Origin of the sequence: Synechococcus sp. R60.1, assembly GCF_047461835.1 — a bacterium.
Classification (GTDB): domain Bacteria; phylum Cyanobacteriota; class Cyanobacteriia; order Thermostichales; family Thermostichaceae; genus Thermostichus.
The window spans coordinates 1-11,164 of sequence record NZ_JANSIA010000093.1 but is presented as its reverse complement, the minus strand read 5'-3'; the positions used below and the strand labels follow the sequence as shown (position 1 = coordinate 11,164).

Genomic DNA, 11,164 nt, shown 5'->3' with positions numbered 1-11,164 from the left:
AATGACTTTTGCCAAACCGCCTAAAGCTCAGTAAATTCAGCAAAGTTCAGGGTTTTGGGGGTTAGAGGCATGCTCCTGCTAGGGTTGCTCGATATGGGAGCGAGGCTCCAGGTGGATGAGGATCCGCGCTGGCCCGTAGCGCCCTTGCAAGAGGCGTTCAACTTCCTCGGTAAGGTGGTGGGCGGACTCAATGTCCTGTGGCTCCACCACCAGGTGCATCTCGATAAAGACCATTTCCCCTGGGATCCCGCGGGAAGTGATGTCATGGCAGTCGAGCACGCCTGGCACGCTCAGGATCAGATCCCGCAGGGCCTCAGAGGGGATCGCCACCCGGTCGGTGAGGTAGGGAAGATTCTCCTGCAGCACTTCCCAGCCGCTTCGGAGCACCAGCAGCGCCACCGGCAAAGCCAGGGCTTGATCCAACCAAGGGATCCCCCAATAATGCATGCCGGCCAACCCCAGCAACACCGTCAGCGTTACCCCAACGTCGCTGAGGGTATGGCGCGCATCGGCCAACAGCAGCGAGCTGGACAGAGCTTTGCCCCAGCGGTGCTCGTAGAGGGTGACAAAGACGTTAATGCCCAGCACGCCCACCATCATCCCCAAGGTCAGCTCATCGATCTGCAGGTGGGGCTGGGGCTCCCAAAACCGCTCCACGGCTGTGCGCAGGATCTCCAGGCTGGCCATCCCCAAAAAGGCGGCGATCCCCAGCGCTCCAATGGCTTCAAACTTGCGATGGCCGTAGGGATGGTCGTCATCGGGCTCTGGCGAAGAAAAGCGCATGGCCACCAAGCCCAAAATGTTGCTGGCGCTGTCGGTGGAGCTGTGTAGGGCATCGGCAATGAGGCTCAGGGATCCCGTCGTCAGCCCCAGGATTAACTTGATCAGAAACACCAGGACATTTAGCCCTAGCGTGACGTACAGCACCCTCTGCACTTGGCGCTGACGGCGGCTGGCTATGGCAGCAGAATCCAGAAAGCTCACTGCAGCTCGAGCGGGGATCCACAGATATCCTGCTTTATTCTGTCACCGACCTCAATGGGGGTAAGGGAGGGTACCCTAAAAGCAAGCTGCTAAGGCTTAGTCAAGTGGCCGCCGATTGGGGAGCGAACTCTGAGTATGCACGTTGCTGTGGTAGGCGCTGGCTATGTGGGCCTGGTAACAGGGGCTTGCCTGGCTCACCTAGGAAATAGCGTTATCTGTGTGGACAACAACCCCGCCAAGATTGAAGGGCTGCAGCGGGGTCGCCTGCCCATCTACGAGCCCGGCCTGGAAGAGCTGGTGCGGGAGGGAACTGCGGCGGGTCGGCTGCACTTTAGCACCGATCTGGGCTCTGGGATCCAGGCCAGCGAGGTGGTGTTTATTGCCGTGGGCACCCCGGCCCTGCCCAGCGGGGATCCCGATCTGCGCTACGTGGAAGCAGTGGCGCGGGAAATTGGCCAGCATCTGGACGAGCACTATCGAGTCATTGTCAACAAATCCACTGTGCCCATTGGCTCTGGGGACTGGGTGCGCATGCTCATTTTGGACGGGGCCGCCGAAGCCGCCAAGCAGCGGCTGAGCAGCCGAGAAGTGGGGAGAGATCCAGAGGCCAGATCCCTGACCTTGGAGCTTTCGCCTTGGACGCCGCAGTTTGACGTGGTGAGCAACCCCGAGTTCCTACGGGAGGGCAGTGCCATCCAAGATACCTTCTACCCGGATCGCATTGTGATTGGCTCCAACAGCCCCCGCGCCATTGAAATCATGCGGCAGCTGTATGAACCCATCCTCAACCGCCAGCAGGGCCTGCAAGGGGATCCCGTGCCTTTGCTGGTGACCGACCTGGCTTCTGCCGAAATGATCAAGTATGCCGCCAACGCCTTCCTGGCCACCAAGATTAGCTTCATCAACGAAATGGCCAACATCTGCGAGCGCACCGGCGCCGACATCACCCAGGTGGCAGAAGGGATCGGCCTAGATAGGCGCATTGGCCGCGCCTTTCTCAAGGCTGGCATAGGGTGGGGCGGAAGCTGCTTCCCCAAAGATCTGGCGGCTCTTATTCAAACCGCTGCTGACTACGGCTATGAGGCCAAGCTGTTGCGGGCCACGGTGGAGGTCAACCGAGAACAGCGGCAACGTTTGGTGGAAAAGCTGCAGCAAGCCCTCAAGGTGCTCAAGGGTAAAACCGTTGGCCTTTTGGGCCTCACGTTTAAACCCCACACCGACGACCTGCGGGATGCCCCTTCCCTGACTTTGATCGAACAACTCCACCGTCTGGGGGCCAAGGTCAAGGCATATGATCCAATTGTATCCGCCTCGGGGATGCGGGAGGGGCTAGCCCATGTGGTGGTGGAAACGGATGTGTTCCGGCTGGCCCAGGACTGCGATGCCCTGGTGTTGGTGACGGAGTGGCCGGAGTTTTTGTCGCTGGATTACCGACGGATTGCAGAGCTGATGCGGCGGCCCTTGCTCATCGATGGCCGTAACTGTCTGGATCGGGAGGCGGTGCGGCAGGCGGGCATAACCCTCATTGGAGTGGGCTGGTAGGTGCTGGGGAAATCAGGGGAAATCATGAAGATCCTGGTTACGGGTGGCCTGGGATTTATCGGATCCCACTTGGTAACCCGCCTTCTGCAAGAAGGCCACTGGGTCATTTGCCTGGACAATGGCTCCACAGGCCGGCAGCTCAATGTCCAGGCCCATCTGGACAACCCCGCCTTTCAGCTCATCTGGCACGACGTTGCCGAGCCCCTGCCGCCCGCTTTGGCAGAGGCTGGGATCCAGCAGATCTACCACCTGGCCTGCCCCGCTTCTCCCCCCCACTACCAAGCGGATCCCATCCGCACCATCCGCACCAGCGTCTGGGGCACCTATCACCTGCTGCAACTGGCCCAGAAAACGGGAGCGAGGTTCCTGCTGGCCTCGACTTCAGAAGTGTACGGGGATCCCCAAGTGCATCCCCAACCGGAAGACTACTGGGGCCACGTCAACCCCATCGGCCCGCGGGCCTGCTACGACGAATCCAAGCGCTTGGCGGAAACCCTCACCTTCGACTGGCAGCGGCAATACCAGACGGAGATCCGGGTGGCCCGCATCTTCAACACCTACGGCCCCGCCATGCGGGAGGACGATGGCCGCGTGGTGAGCAACTTTATCGTCCAGGCCCTGCGCGGGGATCCCCTGACGGTCTATGGGGATGGATCCCAGACCCGCAGCTTTTGCTACATCTCCGACCTGGTGGAAGGCTTGATCCGGCTGATGAACAGCCCCTACCCCGGACCCTTTAACTTGGGCAACCCAGAGGAGTTCACGATCCTGGAGCTGGCCCAGCAGGTGCTCGCCCTCACCGGCAGCCCTTCTCCTGTTGTTTACCGGCCCCTGCCAACAGATGATCCCAAGCAGCGGCGGCCCGACATTCGCAAAGCCCGTGCCCTCTTGGGGTGGGAACCTCGGATCCCGCTGCAAGTTGGGCTGCAACAGACCATCCCTTACTTTCGTCAGCGGCTGGGGCTGGACTAATCATCAGGTGCTCCCGACAACCCCAACCCGTTTGAGAACCATTTTCGCCTCAGCTCGATTGACCTGGGTGAATGGCTGCCAGCGGCTCCAGTTGGCGGGCTTGCTGTTGTAGCCGACTCACCAACTGCCGACATACCACTTCGCACAGCTCAAAGCACATGGGATCCGCAATTTGGTAATAAACACTCACCCCCTTGGGCTGACGGCTGACGATCCCTGCCTGCGCCAAGATTTTCAGGTGCTTGGAAACATTGGCCTGGCCCATGCCGGTGGCTTCCAGAATCTGGGTTACATTCTTCGGCCCAGAGCGCAGCTCACACAGGATCTGCAGCCGGCTGGGTTCCGCCAAAACCTTGAAGTACTCCGCCACGCTGTTGAGAACCTGCGGCGTCAGGATTGTGCGACACTCATTCACATCCGCTCTGCTCACCGGCTTTTCCCCAATCAACAAACCTGCTTGCGCCGTCCATGCAACTTGATTTTAACACTAGATAGTTATATAGTGTTCCTAGAAAGTCCAAGTTCACGTCGGGCTTTCGATACCAGACAGGAGGGCACTATGCTATTTCGCCAACTGTTCGACGCAGAAACAAGCACCTACACCTATTTAATCGCGGATCCGTCAACTCGCGAGGCCGCCCTGGTGGATCCAGTGCTGGAGCAGGTGGAGCGGGATTTGAAGCTGATTCGGGAATTGGGTCTAACCTTGAAGTACTGCCTGGAAACCCACGTTCACGCCGATCACATTACGGGAACCGGGAAGCTGCGGGAATTGACCGGCTGCCAAGGGGTGGTGCCGGTACAGGCCAAGGCTCAATGTGCAGATCGTTTCATCGGTCATGGGGAAACGCTGCAAGTGGGATCCGTCGTCATTGAAGCCATCGCTACCCTGGGCCACACCGACAGCCACATGACCTACCGCGTCAATGGGGATCGCGTCCTTACCGGAGATGCCCTGCTGATCCGCGGCTGTGGCCGCACGGATTTCCAAAGCGGGGATCCCGGCCTGATGTACGACCATGTTACCCAGCACTTGTTTACGCTGCCCGATGAGACGCTGGTCTATCCTGGCCACGACTATCGCGGGCACACCGTCTCCACCATTGGCGAGGAGAAGCGCTGGAACCCGCGCTTTGTGGATCCGGAAACGGGCAACCTGCGTTCCCGTGAGAGCTTCATTGCCCTGATGAACAGCCTCAACCTGCCCCAGCCGAAGAAGATCCAGGAAGCGGTGCCGGCCAACGAGCAGTGCGGCCAAGTGGCAGCAGCGGTTTAATTCCTTCTGGGCAGCGAGGTGCAGGGTAAGCCCCCGCCGGCTGGGGAGCCCATGTGAAACTCCGATGGTGAGGGCCCGCTGCTCTGGGTAACCTTCTCTCAATTGGCTTGCCAGAAATGGAGAGTTTGAGCGTGGATCGAGAAAGTCTCTATGAGAGCGATTTCTACGCTTGGATCCAGCAACAAGCTCAATTTCTGCGGGATCGGGCCTGGGAGAAGCTGGATCTGCCCAATTTAGTCGAGGAGATTGAATCGTTGGGCAGGCAACAGCGGCAGGAACTGCGAAACCGACTTGCAGTTTTGGTTGGGCATCTCCTCAAGTGGGAGTACCAGCCAGAGGGGAGATCCGCAAGCCGGCTCCTCACCCTCCAGCTGCAGCGGCAGGAAGTTCTGGAGCTTCTTGAAGAAAGCCCAAGTCTCAAGCCCTATTTGCCAGAGGCCATCTCCAAGTCTTACTTGGGGGCGCTGAAGCTGGCCCTGGAGGAGACCAAGCTGCCCAGAAAGATTTTCCCCAAAACCTGCCCTTATTCCTCAGAGCAAATCCTGGATAGCCGGTTTTACCCCGGTGAGCCCAGTCATTTGCTTGAGGAGGGGGATTAATCCCAAAAATCGCTGCATTTTGCATTTTAGACAACGCCAAAAGCAAGGAGACAACCATGACCGTAACCCAACAAAACCCTATCCCTTCCGCTTCGCAAGAACGGGATCCCCGTATCAAGGAGATCGATGCCCTGACCTTAAAACAGTGGCTGGATCAGGGGCGAGTCCAGCTCATCGATGTGCGGGAGCCGGGAGAATATGCGGATGAGCGGATCCCGGGGGCCATCAACCTGCCCCTCTCCACTTTTGATCCCGCCAAAGTGCCCGCCTCTACGCCAGAAAAGCCGGTGGTGTTGCAGTGCCGCATGGGCAGCCGCTCCATCCGCGCCGGTTGTCAGTTGCTAGACCGCGGCTGGCCGGAGGTGATTAGCCTCAAGGGCGGGATCGAGGCTTGGAAAGCGGCCAAGCTGCCCGTTACCCGCACCCAAAATGCTCCCATCTCCATCATGCGGCAGGTGCAGATTGCGGCGGGATCCCTGGTGCTCACCGGAACCCTTCTGGGGGCCTTTGTCAACCCCTGGTGGCTGCTGCTGAGTGGCTTTGTGGGCGCTGGGCTGGTGTTTGCGGGTGTAACCAACACCTGTGGCATGGCTCTGCTCTTGGCTCGCATGCCCTGGAACCGAGGTCAGTCTCTATGAACGGGATCCCTTCTACTTCCTCTGGGGGGCAGGGGATCCTGGCGCGGTACCTGCCCTTTGCTAAGGAGTCCCTTTGGGTCTTCCACTATCAACGATCAGATTTGCCGGGAGATCTGATCGCCGGCCTTGTGGTGGCCATTCTGTTGGTGCCCCAGAGCATGGCCTATGCCCTGTTGGCCGGGTTGCCCCCCCAAGTGGGCTTGTACGCCAGTATTTTGCCGGTGATCGTCTATGGACTACTGGGATCCAGCCGCGCCTTGGCGGTAGGGCCAGTGGCCATCATCTCCCTCTTGGTGGCGGCAGGGTTAGAGCCGCTGGCCGGTCGCGTCAGCGGGACGGAGTCCTTGCCGGGCAGCCCGGAGTATGGACAGTTGGCTTTGGGGCTGGCCTTGGAGGTGGGTCTGGTCCAGGGGGCCATGGGGTTGTTGCGGCTGGGGTTTTTGGCCAATTTCTTAAGCCACACGGTGGTGACTGCCTTTGGCAGCGCGGCGGCCTTGATCATCGGCTTCAGCCAGCTCCGCCACCTCCTGGGGGTCAAGATCGCCAATACGGAGTCCTTCTTGCTGTTGGTGCAGCGGCTGTGGCAAAGCCTGGATAAGGTAAACTGGGTAACCTTTGGCTTGGGGCTGCTGGCCGTATCCCTGCTGGTGTACGCTCAGCGAAAGTTGCCCCACCAACTGCGGCGTTGGGGTGTGCCTCCAGGTTGGGCCTTGATTTTGACCAAGGGGGCACCGCTAGCGGCTGTGCTCGTGACCAGCCTGTTGGTCTGGGGCCTAAACCTCTCGGAGAGGGCAGGGGTATCTGTTGTTGGCTCCATTCCTTCCGGGTTGCCCCCCTTGGGCTTTCCCTCGTTGAGCTGGGGACAGTGGACAGCGCTTCTGCCCACCGCCTTGGCCATTAGCTTGGTGGGCTTCACGGAGAGCTATGCCGTGGGGCAGTCCTTGGCCAGCCAGCGGCGGCAGAAGGTGGATCCCAACCAAGATCTGTTGGCTTTGGGGGCAGCCAACTTGGCAGCAGCCTGCAGTGGCGGCTATCCGGTAACGGGAGGCATCAGCCGGTCGGTGGTGAACTTTCAAGCAGGCGCCAACAGTGGCCTGGCCTCCCTAATCACCGGCCTGTTGGTGGCTTTGACGGTCATCTGGCTGATGCCCCTGTTCACCTTCTTGCCCCAGACCACCCTGGCGGCCATTGTTCTGGTGGCGGTGCTGGCCCTGGTGGATTTTCACCCCCTGCTGCAAAGCTGGCGCTACGACCGTGGCGATGCCCTGGTTTGGTTGGTAACCTTTGCCAGTGTGCTGGGGATCGGAGTGGAGCAGGGGATCGGAATAGGGGTGTTAGTCTCCATCCTGCTCTTTCTTTGGCGGGCTAGCCGTCCTCACATTGCCATCGTGGGTCAGGTGCCTGGTACGGAGCACTACCGCAACGTGCAGCGCCATAAGGTGATTACCGATCCCCGTATCTTGGCAGTGCGGGTGGACGAGAGCCTGTTTTTTGCCAACGCAGCCTACTTGCAGGAGTATCTACTGCGGGAGGTGGCGGCGCGACCCACAGTGGAGCAGGTGCTGCTCGTTGCCAGCGCCATCAACTTCATCGACGGCAGCGCTTTGGAAGTGCTGACCCAGCTGGTGGAACGTTTGCAGCAGGCAGGGGTGGGCTTTGCCATGGCCGAGGTGAAGGGGCCGGTAATGGATCGCCTCCAAAAGGCTGGGTTTGTGGAGAAAGTGGGCGCTGAGCGCTTCTTCCTCTCCACTCACCAGGCGATGCAAGCCCTCGGATCCCAGCAGAGCCTCAGTCAGGTGTCATCTTCCTGATCAGCACAAGGGGGGTTTGTTCAGCGGCATTGCCGGCGGGGTTTTTGCGCAGCGCCTGCTTCACCAGGGATCCCTGCACCCCGGAGGTGGCGGCCAGGAGCTTCACCTCTCCCAGGTCGTTGGCATCCACGATGGCCACTTCGTAGCCCGTCTGCCGATGCAGATCCCCCACCAACTTGGCCGGATCCCGCGGCCCCAGCACGATGAACTGGTCATAGGGAGGCAGGGTGCCAGTAACGTCGTCGATGAGATCGGCCTGCTCCCCCGCCAGGGCATAAAAGACCCCCGGGATCCCCAGCAGTTTGGCCAGGGATCCCACCACAAAAGCCCACACCACCCGCCAGGCCCCGGAGCAGTCAATCAAAGTCTGCATCCCGTAGCAGCTTGAAAGACTGGTCTTGGAGGGGAAGAAGTAGCACAGGGTGCGGGCCAGCCAGCCGGGCTGCACCTGCAGGGGATGGCGGAAGTTGCCCTGGACAATAGCCACGGCGCTTTCCGAGATGGCCACCATATCGCCGGGCTGGATGTGAGGGCCTACATACCGCCGTAGCACCTCGGCCAAGTCATCGCTGGGGGTCAGCAGATGGGTGGGAACGGCGGCCCAAAGGAGGGATCCCTGCTTCTGCCAGTTCAGCTCTGGCAAGGGCTCCACCTCCTGCAACGGCAGGATGAGATGGCTGGTCTTGAGGGTGCGCCGCTGCCGCCCGTACTGGATGTAGTCCAACTCCAGCCAGGCAGAGCGCAAATGGGCCAGCCCTTCCCCCTTCAGCTCGATCTCGACTTCTAGGCCAGTCTGGTTCTGGGGGGTGATGATGTAGGCCTGCCAGTAGTTGTCTTGGCGGGGGGGAAGATCCGGATGGCGAGAGCGCAGGCGTAGGCGGTTGTGAATGCCTTCTAGGGATCCGGCGCTGAGCAAATGCAGTCGCGGCTCCACCTGGGCCAAGGTGACTTCCAAAAGGGGGTTGAGGTTGCGAGCCACAAACTCCGCTTGAATGACCCAGTGCTCGGGGGTGTGGCGGCTGATGCGCCAGCCTTGGGGCTCCACCACCAGCTGGTCAGCGGGGCGGGTCTTGAGCCAGTAGAGCAAGCTGCCCAAACTCAGCAGCAACCCGGCCACTACCTGAGCCCAGCCCCAGGGATCCCACAGCCAACGCCAAGCCCCCCATAGGCTGAGTCCTACCCCGGCCAGCACTGTGGCCAACACGCCACGATTCACCATGCTGCTGCTTGTTGCCATTGGGATCCCACTCCTCAAAAAAAGACAAGTGCTTAAGCCCTGCTAAAGTCTGCCCCTTTGTCCACCACAACACCCTAGACTACGGGTACGCTCTAGCTCTTCTCCCAAACCCTAGCCATCCTACCGGGAAACCGAAGCAGGCTGCGGCGAGATCTCCACACCAATTTTTAATCTCAAACAGTTAGCTTACAAATAGATTTCATCTCAGGCTTTTCAGAACACCCTTGGAGTTTCCTATGGCGCACAAACAGCAATTCAAAAGCTTTGACGACATGATTCAGGGATCCAAAACCCCGATCCTGGTGGATTTTTATGCTTCCTGGTGCGGCCCTTGTCAGGTTATGGCGCAAGTGTTGGAGCAGGTAAAACCTCAGGTGGGGGATGCGGTTACTTTTGTGAAGGTTGACACCGAAAAGTACCCAACCATCGCTGCTCGCTGGGGCATTCAAGCGGTGCCAACGCTGATCCTCTTCAAAGATGGGAAGCCGATTGACCGCATTGAGGGGCTGTTGCAGCCTCGCACCTTGTTGGAGCGGTTGCGGGCGCAGGTTAACCTGCCGGTAGGCTAGGTGGACGTTGCTGGGATGGGGTCTTTTGGTCATCTTCTGGTGGCACAGCGAGCTCTCCAGCAAAACCGTCTTTGAGATGTCCTCGCAGGTGTTTGAGCGCTCTTTGGGATCTCCGCCTCTGGAGGTTCACCTGGCGGGAGAGGTGCCCTATCGCACCGCTTGGGCTTGGCAGCAAGCCAGGGTGGCTCGCCTGATCTGCAATCCGCAGCTGCCAGATGGGCTCCTACTGCTCACCCACCCGCCGGTCTACACCCTGGGGGCAGGGGCGGATCCCAAGTTCCTCAAGAGCTTGGCTGGACAGATAGGATCCCCAGCTGCCCGCCCAGAATTCCTCTCTGGACAAGGGCCAGAAATCCTGCGGGTAGAGCGCGGCGGCGAAGTCACTTACCACGGGCCAGGCCAGTGGGTTGGTTATGCGATCCTCAACCTCAGGCGCCACCGTCTGGATCTCCACTGGTACCTGCGCCAACTGGAGCAGGTGCTTATTGAAACTGTGGCCCACTTTGGCCTGCGGGGGGAGCGGATCCCTGGCCTCACAGGGGTTTGGGTGGAGGGGCGCAAAGTGGCGGCCATCGGCATCAAGGTTTCCCGCTGGGTGACCTACCATGGCTTTGCCTTGAATGTCTGCCCCGATCTGTCGGCCTTTGAGGCGATTGTGCCCTGTGGGATCCCTGATCGCCCGGTGGGATCCCTGGTTCAGTTTTGTCCCCGAGTAACGATGGCGGCAGTGGCCCCGGTGGTGGTGAAGTCCTTTTGTCAGGTCTTTGGGCTGCAAGCTCAGGAAGTTTCCTTATCAGAGTGGTTGGGAGAACGCAAGTCTCTAAAGACTCAAGGCTAATCCACCCCCAACTGGCGCAGCAGTTGCTGCAGGATGGCCTGGTTGGCAAAGTTGCCGCTCTTGGAAAAGAGAGCCAACGCCTGGCGAAAGTCGGCCATGGCAGCCTCTCGATCCCCCAGTTGCAAGTGGGCTACGCCGCGACTGAAGTAGGCTTCCGGGATCCCTGGATCCAACTGGATGGCCCGCTCCGCATCGGCCAACGCCTCTTGGGGCTGGCGCAACTGGTTGTAGACGTAGCTGCGGTTTACATAGGCCGGCGCATAGGTGGGATCCAACTGCACCGCCCGATCCAGATCTGACAGGGCAGCTACGGGATCCCCCCGCAGCAACTTGAGGGATCCCTGCCAGTTGAACTCGGAAGCGGTGTTTGGGGCCGAGGTCTTCTCAGGAGGAGGTGGGAAGGCAGGCAAAGAGATGGCAGGGGCAGGAGCGAGGAATGCTGCCAAGAAACCTATCAGAGCTATCCTTCCCCATCGACACTTGATTGTGCTCCGCACCGCTAATGACGTCCTCTTCGGATCCCGAACTAGTTCAATATAGACCGTCGGCGAGAGGGGCAACCCCCTGCACTTAACTTGCAAGGGGTGCGGGGAGCTACAAGTTCCGCGCTCTGGCGGGAAAGTCAGCTAGAAATCGCAGGAGCCCCGCACTGTACCCGTAGGGTCAGTGCCGGGAGGAATGCGCTTTGATGAAGTACA

12 protein-coding genes are annotated in these 11,164 nt (G+C 59.9%); 8 read left to right on the top strand and 4 right to left on the bottom strand.

What is annotated here, in order from left to right; genetic code table 11:
• Positions 1-78: 78 nt before the first annotated feature.
• Complete coding sequence (locus NW834_RS11785; protein ID WP_414418631.1) at positions 79-984, bottom strand: cation diffusion facilitator family transporter; 906 nt, start codon at positions 982-984, stop codon at positions 79-81.
• A 135-nt stretch (positions 985-1,119) separates the two neighbouring features.
• On the opposite strand from NW834_RS11785, the gene NW834_RS11780 reads away from it, so the two are divergent.
• Both NW834_RS11780 and NW834_RS11775 read left to right on the top strand, forming a co-directional pair.
• On the top strand, positions 1,120-2,526 hold the full coding sequence (locus NW834_RS11780) for a UDP-glucose dehydrogenase family protein (RefSeq protein WP_414418630.1): 1,407 nt from the start codon (positions 1,120-1,122) through the stop codon (positions 2,524-2,526).
• A gap of 24 nt (positions 2,527-2,550) precedes the next feature.
• On the top strand, positions 2,551-3,498 hold the full coding sequence (locus tag NW834_RS11775) for a UDP-glucuronic acid decarboxylase family protein (protein ID WP_414418629.1): 948 nt from the start codon (positions 2,551-2,553) through the stop codon (positions 3,496-3,498).
• Positions 3,499-3,547: 49 nt separating this feature from the next.
• On the opposite strand, the gene NW834_RS11770 is transcribed toward NW834_RS11775, so the two are convergent.
• Complete coding sequence (locus tag NW834_RS11770; protein ID WP_414373502.1) at positions 3,548-3,928, bottom strand: ArsR/SmtB family transcription factor; 381 nt, start codon at positions 3,926-3,928, stop codon at positions 3,548-3,550.
• Positions 3,929-4,057: 129 nt separating this feature from the next.
• Between NW834_RS11770 and NW834_RS11765 the strand changes: the two genes are divergently transcribed.
• From NW834_RS11765 to NW834_RS11750, 4 genes are all read left to right on the top strand, one after another.
• Positions 4,058-4,774 (top strand): MBL fold metallo-hydrolase, encoded by a 717-nt coding sequence (locus NW834_RS11765; RefSeq protein ID WP_414344473.1) that lies wholly within the window; start codon positions 4,058-4,060, stop codon positions 4,772-4,774.
• Between the two features lie 116 nt (positions 4,775-4,890).
• Positions 4,891-5,373, top strand: a complete 483-nt coding sequence (locus NW834_RS11760; protein ID WP_414417688.1) for a DUF29 domain-containing protein — start codon at positions 4,891-4,893, stop codon at positions 5,371-5,373.
• Positions 5,374-5,429: 56 nt separating this feature from the next.
• Complete coding sequence (locus NW834_RS11755) at positions 5,430-6,011, top strand: rhodanese-like domain-containing protein (protein ID WP_414418628.1); 582 nt, start codon at positions 5,430-5,432, stop codon at positions 6,009-6,011.
• Positions 6,008-7,822 (top strand): SulP family inorganic anion transporter, encoded by a 1,815-nt coding sequence (locus tag NW834_RS11750; RefSeq protein WP_414418627.1) that lies wholly within the window; start codon positions 6,008-6,010, stop codon positions 7,820-7,822. The genes NW834_RS11755 and NW834_RS11750 overlap by 4 nt, the downstream gene beginning before the upstream one ends.
• On the opposite strand, the gene NW834_RS11745 is transcribed toward NW834_RS11750, so the two are convergent.
• The gene (locus tag NW834_RS11745) at positions 7,800-9,041 is read right to left on the bottom strand and encodes a hypothetical protein (protein WP_414426317.1); all 1,242 of its coding nucleotides are present in this window, start codon (positions 9,039-9,041) and stop codon (positions 7,800-7,802) included. The two genes, NW834_RS11750 and NW834_RS11745, sit on opposite strands and share 23 nt — an antisense overlap.
• Positions 9,042-9,295: 254 nt before the next feature.
• Here NW834_RS11745 and trxA point away from each other — a divergent pair, with 254 nt between their 5' ends.
• Both trxA and lipB read left to right on the top strand, forming a co-directional pair.
• Complete coding sequence (gene trxA / locus NW834_RS11740; protein WP_414418626.1) at positions 9,296-9,628, top strand: thioredoxin; 333 nt, start codon at positions 9,296-9,298, stop codon at positions 9,626-9,628.
• A gap of 76 nt (positions 9,629-9,704) precedes the next feature.
• Positions 9,705-10,466 (top strand): lipoyl(octanoyl) transferase LipB, encoded by a 762-nt coding sequence (lipB, locus tag NW834_RS11735; RefSeq protein ID WP_414418632.1) that lies wholly within the window; start codon positions 9,705-9,707, stop codon positions 10,464-10,466.
• On the opposite strand, the gene NW834_RS11730 is transcribed toward lipB, so the two are convergent.
• Positions 10,463-10,912 (bottom strand): tetratricopeptide repeat protein, encoded by a 450-nt coding sequence (locus NW834_RS11730; protein ID WP_414418625.1) that lies wholly within the window; start codon positions 10,910-10,912, stop codon positions 10,463-10,465. The two genes, lipB and NW834_RS11730, sit on opposite strands and share 4 nt — an antisense overlap.
• Between the last annotated feature and the right edge of the window lie 252 nt (positions 10,913-11,164).